This window comes from Asanoa sp. WMMD1127 (assembly GCF_029626225.1).
Classification (GTDB): domain Bacteria; phylum Actinomycetota; class Actinomycetes; order Mycobacteriales; family Micromonosporaceae; genus Asanoa.
The window spans coordinates 5,426,352-5,442,128 of the sequence record NZ_JARUBP010000001.1; the positions used below are offsets into that span (position 1 = coordinate 5,426,352).

Annotated in this window: 10 protein-coding genes; 8 read left to right on the plus strand and 2 right to left on the minus strand. The window is 71.6% G+C overall.

Going from position 1 to position 15,777, the window contains the following annotated elements:
* The first annotated feature begins 3 nt into the window (after positions 1–3).
* The 4 genes from O7635_RS25900 to O7635_RS25915 all read left to right on the plus strand — a co-directional run bounded on the left by O7635_RS25900 (position 4) and on the right by O7635_RS25915 (position 6,461).
* The gene (locus tag O7635_RS25900; RefSeq protein ID WP_278083072.1) at positions 4–1,272 is read left to right on the plus strand and encodes an extracellular solute-binding protein; all 1,269 of its coding nucleotides are present in this window, start codon (positions 4–6) and stop codon (positions 1,270–1,272) included.
* On the plus strand, positions 1,269–2,477 hold the full coding sequence (locus tag O7635_RS25905) for a family 1 glycosylhydrolase (protein ID WP_278083073.1): 1,209 nt from the start codon (positions 1,269–1,271) through the stop codon (positions 2,475–2,477). Before O7635_RS25900 ends, O7635_RS25905 begins: the two co-directional genes overlap by 4 nt.
* A gap of 27 nt (positions 2,478–2,504) precedes the next feature.
* Entirely contained in the window at positions 2,505–5,687 is a 3,183-nt protein-coding gene (locus O7635_RS25910; RefSeq protein ID WP_278083074.1) for an alpha-L-rhamnosidase, read from the plus strand.
* 135 nt (positions 5,688–5,822) lie between these two features.
* The gene (locus O7635_RS25915) at positions 5,823–6,461 is read left to right on the plus strand and encodes a DedA family protein (RefSeq protein ID WP_278083075.1); all 639 of its coding nucleotides are present in this window, start codon (positions 5,823–5,825) and stop codon (positions 6,459–6,461) included.
* On the opposite strand, the gene O7635_RS25920 is transcribed toward O7635_RS25915, so the two are convergent.
* Together O7635_RS25920 and O7635_RS25925 are read right to left on the minus strand one after the other, a co-directional pair.
* On the minus strand, positions 6,430–7,881 hold the full coding sequence (locus O7635_RS25920; RefSeq protein WP_278083076.1) for an alkaline phosphatase PhoX: 1,452 nt from the start codon (positions 7,879–7,881) through the stop codon (positions 6,430–6,432). The two genes, O7635_RS25915 and O7635_RS25920, sit on opposite strands and share 32 nt — an antisense overlap.
* A 106-nt stretch (positions 7,882–7,987) precedes the next feature.
* Positions 7,988–9,232 carry a prolyl oligopeptidase family serine peptidase gene (locus O7635_RS25925; RefSeq protein ID WP_278083077.1) on the minus strand — a complete coding sequence of 415 codons (1,245 nt, stop codon included), beginning with the start codon at positions 9,230–9,232 and terminating at the stop codon, positions 7,988–7,990.
* Between the two features lie 124 nt (positions 9,233–9,356).
* Here O7635_RS25925 and O7635_RS25930 point away from each other — a divergent pair, with 124 nt between their 5' ends.
* From O7635_RS25930 to katG, 4 genes are all read left to right on the plus strand, one after another.
* Positions 9,357–10,406 carry an SDR family oxidoreductase gene (locus O7635_RS25930; RefSeq protein WP_278083078.1) on the plus strand — a complete coding sequence of 350 codons (1,050 nt, stop codon included), beginning with the start codon at positions 9,357–9,359 and terminating at the stop codon, positions 10,404–10,406.
* A gap of 10 nt (positions 10,407–10,416) precedes the next feature.
* On the plus strand, positions 10,417–12,879 hold the full coding sequence (locus tag O7635_RS25935) for an excinuclease ABC subunit UvrA (RefSeq protein WP_278083079.1): 2,463 nt from the start codon (positions 10,417–10,419) through the stop codon (positions 12,877–12,879).
* A gap of 127 nt (positions 12,880–13,006) precedes the next feature.
* Positions 13,007–13,444, plus strand: coding sequence for a Fur family transcriptional regulator (locus tag O7635_RS25940; RefSeq protein WP_278083080.1), 438 nt, complete (start codon positions 13,007–13,009; stop codon positions 13,442–13,444).
* Entirely contained in the window at positions 13,444–15,714 is a 2,271-nt protein-coding gene (gene katG / locus O7635_RS25945) for a catalase/peroxidase HPI (RefSeq protein ID WP_278083081.1), read from the plus strand. The genes O7635_RS25940 and katG overlap by 1 nt, the downstream gene beginning before the upstream one ends.
* Positions 15,715–15,777 lie beyond the last annotated feature (63 nt).

A 15,777-nucleotide genomic window follows, 5' to 3' on the forward strand; every position in this document is an offset into this window, starting at 1 on the left:
CAGATGAAGACAGTGAAACTGACGGCTCTGGTCGCGGCGACGGTCGCCGTCACCCTGGCGGCCGCGTGCAGCGGCGGCACGAACGCCGCGTCCGGCGACAAGGCCGAGGACAACACCCTCACCCTGGCGTCCGTCGACCAGGGCTCCGTCGAGGAGGTCGTCAAGGCCTTCGAGGCCCAGAACCCCGGCGTGAAGGTCAACTTCACGACCAGCGGCGCCGACCAGTACCAGCAGCAGATCCGCACCCAGCTCGCCTCGGGCACCGCGCCGGACGTGATGTCGGTGTGGCCGGGCAACGGCAACCCGGGCGCCACCTACGTGCTGGCCAAGCCGGGCTACCTGCTCGACCTGTCGGACCAGGCGTGGGCCGCGAAGTATCCGGACGCGGTGAAGAGCGTCGCGCAGTACGACGGCAAGACGTACAACGCGATCTTCGGTCTCAACGGGATCGGCGCGGTCTACAACGAGGACGCCATGCGCAAGGCGGGACTCACGGCGCCGCAGACCTGGACCCAGCTGATCGAGTTCTGCCAGGCCGCCAAGGGAAAGGGCACGCCGGCGTTCGCCCTCGGCATCCAGGACAACTGGGTGACTCAGCTCGTCCTTTACGCCCTGGTGGCCACCACCGTCTACGCCGGTGACCGCGAGTTCGACGCGAAGATGCAGGCCGGGCAGGCGACCTTCGCCAACTCGCCGTGGACGACCGCGATGGCCAGGTACCAGGACATGGACAAGGCGGGCTGCTTCCAGAAGAACCCACTGGGCACCAGCTACGAGGCCAGCCAGGAGCTCGCCGCCACCGGAAAGACGCTGGGCCTCGTGCAGGGCAACTGGGTGATCGCGCTGCTCAAGAAGAAGAACCCGAGTGGCACGTTCACCATCAAGGCGCTGCCCGCCAGCGACGACCCGGCCGGCTTCATCATGCCCGCGGCCGCCGGCGCCGGCTACGGCGTCAACGCCAAGGCGAAGAACAAGGACCTGGCGCTGAAATTCGTCAACTTCGTCATGTCGCCGGAGGGCATGAACCTCTACGTCAAGCAGCAGGGCGGCGTGCCGGCCCTCGCCGACACCGGTTATGACCTCGACCCGTCGCTGGCCGAGCTGGCGACCTTCATCAATGGCAACCGCACGGTGCCGTTCATGGACCAGCTCTGGCCCAACGCCAAGGTGCAGCAAACCATGCTCAGCGGTCTGCAGGAGATCTTCAGCGGACAGTCCACACCGGACAAGGTGCTGGCCGCGATGGACGCCGACTACAAAGCCGGCGCGTGACCGACTTTCCCACCGACTTCATCTGGGGCGCCGCGACCGCGGCGCACCAGGTGGAAGGCGGCAACGTCAACAGCGACTGGTGGGACTTCGAGCACGCGCCGGGCACGGCGGCGGTCGAACCCTCGGGTGACGCGATCGACCACTACCACCGCTACGCCGACGACTTCGCGCTGCTCCGCTCGCTCGGCCACAACGCACACCGCCTGTCGGTGGAGTGGGCGCGCATCGAGCCGGCGCCGGGTGAGTTCAGCCCGGCCGCGCTGGGCCACTACCGGCGGGTGCTCACCGCCCTCGTCGACGCGCGTCTCACGCCGTTCGTCACCCTGCACCACTTCACGCTGCCGCGGTGGTTCGCCGCCCGGGGCGGGTGGCTGGCGCCGGACGCCGTCGAGCTGTTCGGCCGCTACTGCCGCACGGTCGGCGCGGCGCTGGGCGACCTCATGCCCTTCGTCGGCACCGTCAACGAACCCCAGATGATCGCCTTGCACGGCTACCTCGAGGGCTACCACCCGCCAGGGCTGACGAACCCGGTGCTGTGGAGGCGCGTCGGCGGCGTCCTGCGCGCGGCCCACCACGAGGCGGTACGCGCGATCCGGGCGACCGCCCCCACCGCCAAGGCCGGCCTGTGCGTGCAATTGCCGCTGCTGGCGCCGGCCCGCGACGATCCCGCCTGCCACGCGCTCCTCGCGCTCATGCGACACGAGATCGCCGAGCGCTACCTCGACGACGTGTCCGGCGACTGGCTCGGAGTGCAGTACTACCGGAAGCAATGGGTCGATCCGGCCTCACCGACCTGGTTCGCGCCTCCGCCGGCGGATGTGCCCACGACCCAGATGGGTTGGGCCGTCCACCCCGACGGGCTGCGCCAGGTGCTCCACCATGCCGGCGAGCGGACCGGGCTCCCGCTGTTCGTCACGGAGAACGGCATCGCGACCGCCGACGACGTCGAACGCGTCGACTACCTCGACGGCCACCTCGCCGCCGTGGCCCGGGCCCGCGCCGAAGGTGTCGACGTGCGCGGCTACCTGCACTGGTCCGCGTTCGACAACTTCGAGTGGAGCGAGGGGTACCGGCCGACCTTCGGCCTCGTGGCCGTCGACCGCGTCCGCGACTTCGCGCGCGTACCCAAGCCGAGCGCGTACGCGTTCGGCCGGGTCGCCGCCACCGGCCGGCTCGCCGCACTGCGCGAGCCCAGCACCACCTGAAACCGACCGGCAAGGAAGGGAGAACAGGTGCCAACCAACAGACGCACGGTGACCGCGGTGATGGGTGCGGTTCTGGCCTTGACCCTGGTGGCGCCCCCGTTCACCACGGGGGCGGCCGCCCACGCGAGTGCCGGGAACGTCGAGGCCGTCAATCTCGCGGTCGACGGCCGTTACGACTCGCCGCTGGGGCTGGACAATCCCCGGCCGACACTGAGCTGGCAGATCGCGGAGACCAGGCGCGCCGGCGCGCACCCGTGCCATCGCCCGAACGCGCGGGTCGCCTGCCCGGGCGACCGGCAGACGGCCTACGAGGTGCAGGCCGCCGAGAACACCGAGAAGCTGAGCGCCGGGCGGCTCACCTGGTCCTCCGGCAAGGTCGCCGGCGCCGAACAGCGGACGGTCCTCGGCCGGGCCCTGCCCTCACGCGGCACCGTCGCGTGGCGGGTGCGGGTCTGGGACGCCGACCGGCAGCCGTCGGCCTGGTCCCAGCCGGCGACCTGGACGGCCGGGTTGCTCGCCCGAGGCGACTGGGGGAGCGCCCGCTGGATCGACTATCCGGACCGGGCCGAGAACCAGCCGCTGCCGATCTTCGCCCGCCAGTTCGCCGTGCCGCGGGGCAGAAAGGTCGCCGACGCCCGCCTCTATCTCTCGGGCGTCGGTCTGCACCACGCCACCGTCAACGGGCGGGAGATCACCGACGAGGTGCTCGCGCCCGGCAACTCCAACTACCAGCTGTCCAGCGAGTACCGGACCTATGACGTCACCCGTGCGCTGCGCAGCGGGGCCAACACCATCGGCGTCGAGCTCGGCAACGGCACCGCGTACGTCCGGCGCAGTGTCACCAACCCGGCGGTCGGCCGGACCTCGCCGTACTCGTGGTGGCAGAGTCAGCTCAAGGGCAACGGCGTGCTCGCCGCCGACGCGACCGCCGGGGCCACCACGATCAGGCTCGACAGCGTCACCGGTTACCACGTGGGCGGCACGGTCAACGTCGACACCGGCGGCGGGGGCGACCGGCTCGAGTCGCGCACGATCACCGCGATCGGCACGCCCGGGGCGGACGGCACCGGCATCACCTTCACCCCGGCGCTCGCCGCCGCGCACGAAACGGGCGCCAAGGTGACCGGCTCGGGCAACAACATCGCCGCGAGCGACCCGTCGGCGGGCGCGGCCGTGACACCGCGCTTCATCGGCCGGCTGGAGATCGCCTACACCGACGGCAGCCGCGCGGAGATCGTCACCGACCGGACCTGGCGCGCCGCGTTGGGACCGCTGGTCACGGACGCGTGGTACTCGGGCGCCGACTACGACGCCCGCCGCGAGCAGCCCGGTTGGAACGCCGCCGGCGCCAACCTCGGCCCCACGGCGACCCGTCGGGACGGCACGCCCACCGGCTGGGTCGTGGCCGGCATCGCCCCGCCGCCGAACCTGGCGACGCGGCTGGTGGCCCGGGCCGCCGAACCGATCGTCGAGCAGGAGCGGTTCAGGCCGGTCTCGGTGACCAACCCGGTGCCGGGCACGTGGGTGTTCGACTTCGGCCAGAACATCGTGGGCTGGCCCGAACTCAACCTGCGCGGCGTGCCGGCAGGCACCACCGTCAAGGTGGCGCCGGCGGAGTCGCTGAACCCCGACGGCACGGTCAACCAGGCGTCGCTCGGCCCGGGCGGCCGCGGCAACGACCTGTTCAACACCTACACGACCCACGGCGCCCGCCACGGCGAGCGGTGGCACCCGCTGTTCAACTACTTCGGCATGCAATGGGTCCAGATCACGGGCCTGCCCGCCGGCTTCGTGCCGACCCGCGACATCGTCACCGGCGTACGCCTGCAGGCCGACACCCCGGTCGCGAGCGAGTTCACCACCTCGAACGCGCGGATAAACCGGATCCACACGATGGCCCGCTACTCGTTCGCCGGCAACATGATGTCGGTCTTCACCGACTGCCCCGGCCGGGAGAAGCTGTCCTACCCGGCCGACTACACGATGCCGATGGGGTCCATCCACCGGAACTACGAGCTCGGCGCCTTCATGCGCACGTCGATGCACCACCTGGTCGAGGGTCAGTCGGTCGCCGACACCCCGATGGCCGGCAACGTGGCGTTGAAGACCCCCGTGTACGACTGGGGCTACACCGGCCGCTTCGGCGACGAGATCAACTGGGGTAACGCGATCGTTCTCGTGCCGGCATTCCTCTACGAGCTCTACGGCGACACGCAGACGATGGCCGCCCACTACGACCGGATGGTGGCGTTCGTCGACTACATAAGACGGGAGAAGGCCGTCGGGCACATCGTGGACGCGGCCCTGGCGGACTGGGTCTCGGCGGAGGACACCTCGGGCCGGATCACCGGCACCTGGGGCTACTACGTCATGATCACTAAGATGGCGATGATGGCCGGCCTGACCGGGCACGCGGCCGACGCGGCCTCCTACACGGCGCTGGCGGCGGAGATAAGGTCAGCGTTCCACGCCGCGTTCTTCAACGACGCGCTCGGCGCCTACACCGCCACCGGCAACGCCGGCACGGCCGGCGCGACCCAGGCGGCGCAGGCGCTCGCGCTCGACGCGGACCTGGTGCCCGCCGACAAGCGCCAGGGTGTGCTCGACCACCTGGTCGCGAACGTCTACGCCTTCCACCCCGAGGGCGACGGCCCGCACTTCAGCGGCGGCACGATCGGCATGGCGCCGACCGTGCGGAGTCTGGCCGCCGCGGGCCGCGACGACGTCCTGTGGGACCTGCTGCAGGAGGACGACTACCCGAGCTACGGCTACTTCATGGCTTCCACGCCCGAGAACCCCGGCGGCTTCACCACCATCGGTGAGCGCTGGACCCGGGGCAGTTCGAAGAACCACATGATCCTGGCCCAGATCGAGGAGTGGTTCCAGTCGGGCGTCGTCGGCATCCGGTCCGCACCGGACGCGGTCGCCTACGACCGGCTGGTGTTCCAACCCAAGACGATAGGTGACCTGACGTACGCGAAGGGCAGCTATCGCACGCCGAAGGGAGTGGCCCGCAGCGCCTGGACGAAGTCGGACCGGAGTCTGCGCCTGACCGTCACGGTTCCGACCAACACGACGGCGGAGGTTTGGGTGCCGACCGCTGCCGGCCAGTCGGTCGCCACGCCACCACGCGCCCGCCTCGACCGGATCGACGGGGGCTATACGGTCGTCACGGTCCCCTCCGGAGAGTTCACCTTCACCGCGCGGTAGCCCACGGTCGCCGGTGAGGTCGCCCCGCGGCCTCACCGGCACGACCATTGCGGGACAACCCCGACGGGCGGGTGGGGGAATGGGGCGGGACTCTCCCGGTGCCGGCGCCGCCGCGGAGTGTCGAGGCTGGACGGCATGGATGGCATCCTCGACGTGTTGCACGACGTCATGTCCTCGCCCTGGCTCTATGCGCTGGTTTTCGCGCTCGCGATGCTCGACGGGTTCTTCCCGATCGTTCCTGCCGAGACCGCCGTCATCACCGCCGGTGTGTTCGCGGCGAGTGGGCAGCCCGACCTGGTGCCGCTGGTCGCCGTCGCGGCCGCCGGCGCGTTCGCGGGTGACCACGTCTCCTATGCGCTCGGGCGGGCCGCCGGCGGCCGGAAACCCACGCGGAACCGGGCCGTGGCCTGGGCCCGGTCGGCCGTCGCGGAACGGGGCGGGCTCATGCTGGTCGTCGCCCGCTACATCCCGGGCGGGCGGACCGCGGTGACGCTGTCCATGGGCGCCCTCGGTTATCCGCGCGCCCGGTTCACCGCTTTCGACGCCCTGGCCGCCGTCAGTTGGGCGCTCTACTCGGCGCTGATCGGCTATTTCGGCGGGGCCGCCTTCGAGGGCGACCCGGTCCGGGGCCTGCTGCTCGGCCTCGGTGTGGCGATGTCGGTGACGCTCGTCGTCGAGGTCGTGCGACACGTGCGCCGCCGGGGCCGGGCCACGCAGGGCCCGACCCCGACGAAGGAGAGCGTCAGCCCAGGTATTTCTCCCACGGGCCGGTGATGGCCAGCGTGAGACCCGGGTCCTGCATGTTGACGAACAGCACCTTGCCGTCTTCCGTGAAGGTGGGGCCGCAGAACTCGCTGTCGTTGAGCTGGTTGCGGGCGATGGCGTAGGTCGGGCCGCCCGGGATGGAGCTGAGCACGTGCGACGCGCCGGCGCCGTCCTCGGCCAGCACCAGGCTGCCCCACGGCGTCACGGTGACGTTGTCGGGGCCGTCGAAGGTGAGGTCGGTGTACTTGGCCTCCGCACCGTCCTCGGCCGTCGCCTGGTGCGGGAAGTAGGTGACCAGCTGGATGGTCTGCTCGCGGTAGTGGTAGAACCAGACCATGCCGTCGTGCGGCGCCGCGTCGGCCGGCAGGTCGCCCTCTTCCCAGGCGTACGAGTTGACGACGTAGACGCCCTCGTCGGTGCCCCAGACGCCCTCGAACTTCTTGCCCCGGGTGACCTCGCCGTCCTTGAACTGCTCGCGCACCGGCTTGGTCTGCGCGTCACGCTCGGGCACCTCGATCCAGCGCACGGGGAACGGCCGGCCGAGCTGGGCGGAGGTCAGGTAGGCGACGTCCGGCAGCACCGAGCCGTCGGCCATGATGATCTGCATCGCGGCCAGGGTGCCCGCGTCGGGCGCGAGCCGGGTGAGCACGCCGGGGCCGAGCTTGACGCCGCGCGGCGCGGTCCAGCGGTAGAACAGGCCGTTGGGCTCGCTGTCGTCCTCGGACAGGAAGACCTGCGTGCGGTCCTTGCTGATCGCCAGCGCCTCGTGGGCGTAGCGGCCGAGGCACTTGATCGGGCGCGGGTCGGCCTTCCCGTCGGAGGTGACCTCGAAGACGTAGCCGTGGTCCTTCTGGAAGACGCCCTTGCGGTCGCCCTCTTCCCACTCGTCGCCTGCCTTGTCGTCGGTCTCCTCGCAGGTCAGCCACGACTCCCACGGCGTCGGGCCCCCGGCGCAGTTGGAGACGGTGCCGGAGATGCCGACGAACTCGCCGAGGTTGCGGCCCGCGCGGTCGGTGGTGATGACGGTGCAGCCGCCGGCGTCGATCGCGCCCGGGTCGTAGACGGTGCCCTTGACGTGCGGCACGCCGTGCTCGGCGCCCGGGTCGATCTCGTGGTTCTGGATGATCGTGTAGCGGCCGCGGCCGGCGTCGAAGACGGCCATGCCGTCGTGGTCGGCCGGGGTCAGGCCCTGGCCGCGGTCGAGCCGCGTGGTGCCGGTGCGGGTGACGATCGCATAGCTGAAGCCCGCGGGCAGCGCGAGGATGCCGCGGGGGTCGTCGACCAGCGGCGGGAACGGCTGGTGACCACCGCCGGACGGGCGGGGCTTGCCGGGGTCGGCCTGGGCCAGCGACGGGACGGCGCCCGCCACGGCGAGGCCGACGCCGGCCGCGGCACCCCCGGTGAGCAGGGCGCGACGAGAAGTAGGCACGTGGTTAGCTCCTCAACCGAATAAGAACGAACCACCTGAGCCAACTCCCGCGGGCAAACACCGCCGCGCCATCCACGTGATGGCTCGGCGACGTCGAGGTGAAGAGTCAGCGCCGCCGGCGGGCCATCCACTGCCAGATGTGCGTGCCGTGGATCGACGGGTCGTTGCGGGCGACGTAGATCCACGACCAGTGGCCGGGGAACTGGTGGCCGTTCCAGACGACGTTGTCGTAGAGGGTCAGGAGCGAACCGGGGATCAGCTCGTGCGCGTGGACGGTGTTGGGCTCGGGCGGGACCGTGTCGTCGTCACGCGAGGTGACGAGCCAGGTCGGCGTGCGGATGGCGGTGAGCTCGGCGTCGGTGATCATCCGAGGGCCGCCCGGGTCGAGCGACTCGACGACGCCGCAGATCGGCACGGACGAGGCGAACAACCGCGGGTAGACGGTCGTCATCTTCAGGCTCATGTAGCCGCCGTTGCTGGCGCCGACGACGTGGATCCGGTCGCGGTCGACCGGGTGGCGGCGCGCGACCTCGTCGACGATCTCCCGGATCAGCGGCGCGAACCGGTCACCATCCTCGAGCCAGAACGAGGTGCTCTGCGGCGCCACCACGTAGGCGCCGTCGAAGATCCGTTGCGCCTCCGGGGTGGCGAACCCGAGCGCGCCCCGGTTGGCCCGCAGCGTGGTCTCGTTGTCGTAGTAGCCGTCGGGCAGCGAGGCGCCTTCGCCGCCGCCGTGCAGCCAGACGACCAGCGGGCGCCGGCCGCGCTCCCGCCGGGGCGAGAACAGCCGGTATTTCATGCCCGACCCGGACACGTGGTGGCTGAACGCGTCGACCTCGGGGTTGACGAGCCGCCCCTGCCGGAAACCGGCGAAGGTGACCGGACGGCCGCGTACGACGATCGGGGCGTGCTGGGTGATGGTGTAGACGAGGTCGAGGCGGACGTTGCGGCCGCGGCTGAGGATGTAGCCGAGGGTGCCGCCGCCGGTCTGGCCCTCGGCGTGGCTGAGCTCGAGCACGATGTCGCCCCGCCGGTCGAGCCGGGCGGCCGTCACCGGACGGTCCAGGTCGTATTCGCTGAAGATCTGGTCGCCGGGCGCGATCGGGATGGGGCTCGTGGCCTTGGCGTGCACGGTGAACGTGCCGGTGGTCAGGCTGGCCGGGTCGACGCGGCCGAGCCGCGAGGTGTCGAGCGTGACCGAGGTGACCTGCTCGCCACCGTCGAGCGTCCGCGCGTCGAGCGTGAAGCGCACGGCGGTGCGGCCACCGGCCTGGGCGGCGGCGGCCGGCAGGGACAGCCCGGCGACGGCGCCCGCGCCGGCGGTCAGGACGGAGCGGCGGGAGATGGCCATGCGAAAACCTCCGGTCGATCATGTTTCGACGTTCATCGCAGTGAGATCGGTCTATCACACCGGGCGCCGGGTCGCCCACCGGAGGACGGCGTTTGCGCGGCGACTCGCCGGGTACGGGGCCGACATGCCGAAACCGGTATCCGAGCAGGTCGTGGTGATCGCCGGCGCGTCCACGGGCATCGGCCGGGCGAGCGCCCTGGCGTTCGCGGAAGCCGGCGCCCGCGTGGTGTGCGCGGCCCGTGGCCGGCGGGCCCTCGACACCCTGGTGAGCGAGATCGAGGCCGGCGGTGGGCGGGCCGTGGCGGTGCCGACCGACGTCACCGATCCCGCGGCCGTCAAGGCGTTGGCAGCCGCCGCCGAGGAGCACTTCGGGCGCGTCGACACCTGGGTCAACATGGCCGCGGTCGGCGTCTGGGGGCGAATCGAGGAGATCACCGCGGCCGAGTTCGACCGGGTGCTGCGGGTAAACGTGCTCGGCCACGTCCACGGTGTCCACGCCGCGCTGCCCGCGCTGCGCCGGGCCGGCGGGGGAGTCCTCATCGGCGTCGCGTCGCTGGAGGGGGTGCGGGCGGTGCCGCTGCACGCGCCCTACACGACGAGCAAGTTCGCGGTGCGCGCCCTCTACGACTGCCTGCGGATGGAGCTCGCCCAGGAGGGCGCGCCGATCGCCGTGACCACCGTGCTGCCCGCGTCGACCGACACACCGTTCTTCGAGCACGCCCGCAGCAAGCTCGGCGCGATGCCGAAACCGCCACCACCGGTGTACGCCCCGGAGGTGGTCGCGGCGGCGATCGTCCGCGCGGCGGCCCGCCCCCGGCGGGAGGTCCCGATCGGCGGCGCGGCGGTGGGCCTCTACCTCGGCCAACGGCTGTCACCGGCCCTGCTCGACGCGCTGCTCTCGATCAGAGGACTCGGCGCCGCCACGATGGCCGCCGACCGACCGGACAACGGCGTCGACAACCTCCTGGCGCCGATCGACGAGCCGGGACAGGTGCACGGCAGCTTCCCCGGCCCGGTGCTGCGCCGCAGCGTCCTCACCCGGCTGCTGGGCGCGGCGCCACGGCCCGGCGAGCTGGTCACCAGCGCCGTCGCCGCGCTGCACCGGCTGCGCGGCGGCGGAATCGTGACGCGGGCTACAGCCGATTCCGCCCCCGGCCGGCCCGACAGCGGCTAGACCGGTAGGTATGGCGCGCTCGAAGATCGCTCCTCCACCGGACACCCTGCCCCGGGCCATCCAGGCCCGCGGCGTGCGGCACAACACGCTGCGCGACCTCGACGTGGACGTGCCCCTCTGGCGGACCGTCGTCATCGCCGGGGTGTCCGGTTCCGGCAAGACCTCGCTGGCCATGGGGACCCTCTACGCCGAGGGGATGCACCGGTTCCTGGAAGGGCTCAGCACCTACAGCCGGCGCCGGCTCAGCCAGGCCGAGCGGCCCGACGCGGACCGGATCGACCACCTGCCGCCCGCGCTCGCGCTGCGGCAACGCCCGCCGATCCCCGGGCCGCGCAGCACCGTGGGCACGATGAGCGAGGTGCTCAACGTACTCCGGCTGATCATGTCCCGCCTCGGCACCCACCGCTGCCCCAACGGCCACGCGGTGCCGCCGTCCATCGCCACGCAGGCGATGGAGATCGAGTGCCCGGTCGACCATGTGCGGTTCGAGGCGCCCGGCGCGGAGTCGTTCGCGTTCAACTCGATCGGCGCCTGCCCCGGCTGCGACGGCATCGGGACCCGGTTCGAGGTCGACCCCGAGACGCTGGTGCCCGACCCGGACAAGACGATCGCCGAGGGCGCCGTGCTGCCGTGGAACGTGGGCGGGCGGCGCCTGAGCATGTTCGCGGCGGGGGAGCTGGGCGTCCGGCTCGACGTGCCGTACCGGAAGCTGACCCGCAAGGAGAAGGACTTCGTGCTGCACGGTGAGCCGGTCAAGCAGCCGGTCGTCGTGTCGGGGCGCAACGGGCGGCAGGTGCGGCTCAACGTCACCTACGACAACGCGATCACGGCGGCCGAGAAGTCCGAGAAGGGCCGGTACCTGAGCTCGCACACGTGCCCCGTCTGCCACGGCACCCGGCTGCGGCCCGAGGCGCTGCGCTCCACGCTGGACGGACGCAACCTCGCCGAGATCAGCGCGCTCGACCTGGAGCGGCTGTCCGCGTTCGCCAGCACGCTGCCGCCGCTGATGCCGGCCGAGCTGAGCCGCCTGACGACCGGCCTCGTCGGCGAGCTGACCGGCGCGATCGGCCCGCTGCTCGACCTCGGCCTCGGCTACCTGGGGCTGGACCGGGCCGGCGCCACCCTGTCCACCGGCGAGCGGCAGCGCATCGAGCTCACGTCGACGGTGCGGGCCAACACCACGGGCATGTTGTACGTCCTCGACGAGCCCTCGGTCGGCCTGCATCCGAGCAATGTGGAGGGACTGCGCAAGACGATCGCCACGTTGGCCGGCAACGGCAACACCGTCGTCATCGTCGAGCACGACCTCGACCTGATCCGCACGGCGGACTGGGTGATCGAGCTGGGTCCCGGCGCCGGCCGGCTGGGCGGCACGATCGTCGCCGAGGGCCCGCCCGACCAGATCCAGCGCAGCCGTGGGTCGATCATCGGGCCGTTCCTGGGCGGCGGTCCCGCGGTCACCCGGCCGCCGCGGCCGCTGCCCCGGGAGCGCGCCAGCATCGCGGTGCGGCGGCTCTGGAACCTGCGCAACGTGACCGCGGGCTTCCCGGTCAACCGGCTGACCGCGCTGGCCGGACCGTCGGGCGCCGGCAAGACCGCGCTCGTGCTGGACAGCCTGATCCCGGCCGCCCGCGCGCAGCTCGTCGGCGACCCGCTGCCCGACCACGTCAGGTCGCTGAACCTGGGCTCGATCCGGCAGGTCGTCGAGATCGACGCGACCCCGATCGGCTTGAACGCGCGGTCGACGCCGAGCACGTACTCCGGCGCCTTCGACGCCATCCGCGCCCATTTCGCGGCCGCGTCGGACCTGACCGCCGGCCACTTCTCCTTCAACACCAAGGAAGGCCAGTGCCCGACCTGCCGCGGGCTCGGCTCCATCGACCTCGACGTGCAGTACCTGCCCGACATCAACGTCGAGTGCCCGACGTGCCACGGCGCGCGGTTCAACGACGACACCCTGGCCGTACGCGTGGACGGGCGCACGATCGCCGACGTGCTGAACCTGACGGTCCGCGAGGCGCTGGACGGCTACGCGGACGTCGCCACGATCGCCCGCCCGCTGCGCCCCATCGTCGACGTCGGGCTCGGCTACCTGAAGCTGGGCGAGCCGACGCCGTCGCTGTCCGGCGGCGAGTCGCAGCGCCTGCGCATCGCGGCCCGGCTGCGCAGCAGCCAGCGGGACGTGCTCTACGTGCTCGACGAGCCGTCGACGGGCCTGCACCCGGTCGACATCCGCACACTGGTCGGCGTCTTCGACCGCCTCCTGGCCGACGGCGCGACGATCATCGTGATCGACCACGACCTCGACGTGCTGGCCGCGGCCGACCACGTGATCGACATGGGCCCGAGCGGCGGCCCGGAGGGCGGCCGCATCGTCGCCCGCGGGACGCCGGCGGAGGTCGCGGCCGACCCCCGCAGCGTGACGGGCCCGTGGCTGGCCGCCCACCTGGCCGAAGGAAGGGCCACTTCTTAACGCCTTCCGCTGCGCAGGGTCCCTTGTTAACGCACAGGCGGGACACCCACGTCACGTGGAGTGAGATCGGTGCACGACACCCCGACTTAACTTGATTCATTCCAGATCGTGTCCTACGGTCTTCCGAGTGACGTCCGGTCTCGAGGTGCTGCGGGCGGCCTCGTTGCGGGTGACGCGGCCGCGGCTCGCGGTGCTGGCCGCCCTGCGCGACCACCCGCATGTCGACACCGAAGCGGTGATCGGGCTGGTCCGCGCCGACGTCCCGACAGTCTCCCACCAAGCGGTCTACGACGTGTTGCGGGCACTGACCGACGCCGGCCTCGTGCGGCGCATTCAGCCCGCCGGCGCGACCGCCCGCTACGAGCTGCGGGTGGGCGACAACCATCACCACGTCGTGTGCCGCTCCTGCGGCGCCATCGCCGACGTCGACTGCGCCGTCGGCCCTGCCCCCTGTCTCACCGGCTCGAACGACCACGGTTTCGCGGTCGACGAGGCGGAGGTCGTCTACTGGGGCACCTGCCCCGACTGCGCGGCCGAGGATCTCCCCAGTTCGGAAGGAATTTGATGAGCGACATCCAGGACAACGCTCCTGCCAGCGCGCAGGGCGTCGACGAGAAGGCGGCGGCCGGCTGCCCGGTCGCGCACGACTCGGTAACCGCGCACGGCAGCGAGAGCGAGAACCCGGCGATCGACTCGCCGACCCCGAAGACCGGCGGGCGTCCGCGTACCAACCGGGACTGGTGGCCCAACCAGCTCGACCTCTCGGTGCTGCACGCCCACTCGGCCAAGGGCAACCCGTTGGGCCCGGACTTCGCGTACGCCAAGGAGTTCGCGAAGCTCGACGTCGAGGCGCTCAAGCGGGACATCGCCGACGTGCTCACCACCTCGCAGGAGTGGTGGCCGGCGGACTTCGGCCACTACGGCGGCCTGATGATCCGGATGAGCTGGCACGCCGCCGGCACCTACCGGATCCACGACGGTCGCGGCGGCGCCGGTGACGGCGGGCAGCGGTTCGCCCCGCTGAACAGCTGGCCCGACAACGCCAACCTCGACAAGGCGCGCCGCCTGCTCTGGCCGGTCAAGCAGAAGTACGGCCAGAAGGTCTCGTGGGCCGACCTGCTCGTGCTCGCCGGCAACGTCGCCCTGGAGTCGATGGGGTTCAAGACGTTCGGCTTCGGCTTCGGCCGCCCCGACGTCTGGGAGCCCGAGGAGATCTTCTGGGGCCCCGAGGACACCTGGCTCGGCGACGAGCGCTACCTCTCCGAGAAGGAGATGGCCGCCGACGTCGGCGCGACCGAGATGGGCCTCATCTACGTCAACCCCGAGGGCCCGCGCGGCAACGCCGACCCGCTCGCCGCGGCGCACTTTATCCGTGAGACGTTCGGCCGGATGGCGATGAACGACGAGGAGACCGTCGCCCTCATCGCCGGCGGCCACACGTTCGGCAAGACCCACGGCGCCGGCATCGCCGACGACCACGTGGGCGCCGAGCCGGAGGGCGCGCCGCTGGAGGCGCAGGGCCTGGGCTGGCTGAGCAGCCACGGCACCGGCAAGGGCGCCGACACGATCACCAGCGGCCTCGAGGTCACCTGGACCGACGTGCCGACCAAGTGGAGCAACCGGTTCTTCGAGATCCTCTTCGCGTACGAGTGGGAGCTGACCACCAGCCCCGGTGGCGCGAAGCAGTGGGTCGCCAAGGACGCCGAGGCGATCATCCCCGACGCCTTCGACCCGGCGAAGAAGCACAAGCCGACGATGCTCACCACGGACCTGTCGCTGCGCGTCGACCCGGCGTACGAGCGGATCTCGCGTCGTTTCCTGGAGAACCCCGACGAGTTCGCGCTGGCCTTCGCGAAGGCCTGGTACAAGCTGCTGCACCGCGACATGGGCCCGGTCAGCCGTTTCCTCGGGCCGTGGGTGGCCGAGCCGCAGCTGTGGCAGGACCCGGTGCCGGCCGTCGACCACGAGCTCGTGGGTGAGGCCGACATCGCCGCCCTCAAGGCCAAGGTCCTCGAGTCCGGCCTGACCACCAGCCAGCTCGTCTCGACCGCGTGGGCGTCGGCCGCGAGCTTCCGCTCCACCGACAAGCGCGGCGGCGCCAACGGCGCCCGCATCCGCCTCGAGCCGCAGCGCGGCTGGGAGGTCAACCAGCCCGAGCAGCTCGCCACGGTGCTGAAGAGCCTCGAGGTCGTGCAGCAGGAGTTCAACGCGGCCGGCGGCGCCAAGATCTCGCTCGCCGACCTGATCGTGCTGGCCGGCTCGGCCGCGGTGGAGAAGGCGGCGCGGGACGCCGGCGTCGAGGTGACCGTGCCGTTCCACCCGGGCCGCACCGACGCGTCGCAGGAGCAGACCGACGTCGAGTCGTTCCGCGTCCTCGAGCCGCGGGCCGACGGCTTCCGCAACTACCTGCGGCCGGGCGAGAAGACCCAGCCCGAGGTGCTGCTCATCGACCGCGCGTACATGCTCAACCTGTCCGCGCCCGAGATGACCGTGCTCGTCGGCGGCCTGCGCTCCCTGGGCGCCAACGTCGGCGGCACCGCACACGGCGTGCTCACCGACCGGCCGGGCGTGCTCACCAACGACTTCTTCGCCAACCTGCTCTCCCCGGGCACGCGGTGGAAGGCGTCGGAGACCGAGCACGTCTACGAGATCCGCGACCTGTCCACCGACGAGGTGAAGTGGACCGCCACCGCGGTCGACCTCATCTTCGGCTCCAACTCGCAGCTGCGGGCGCTGGCCGAGGTCTACGCGAGCGACGACGCCCGCGAGAAGTTCGTCACGGACTTCGTGGCCGCCTGGACGAAGGTCATGGACCTGGACCGCTTCGACATCTAGGTTTCGCTCATCCGACGAGCCCGGCCGCTTGGCCGGGCTCGTCGGCGTCCAGGCCGGGTCGGG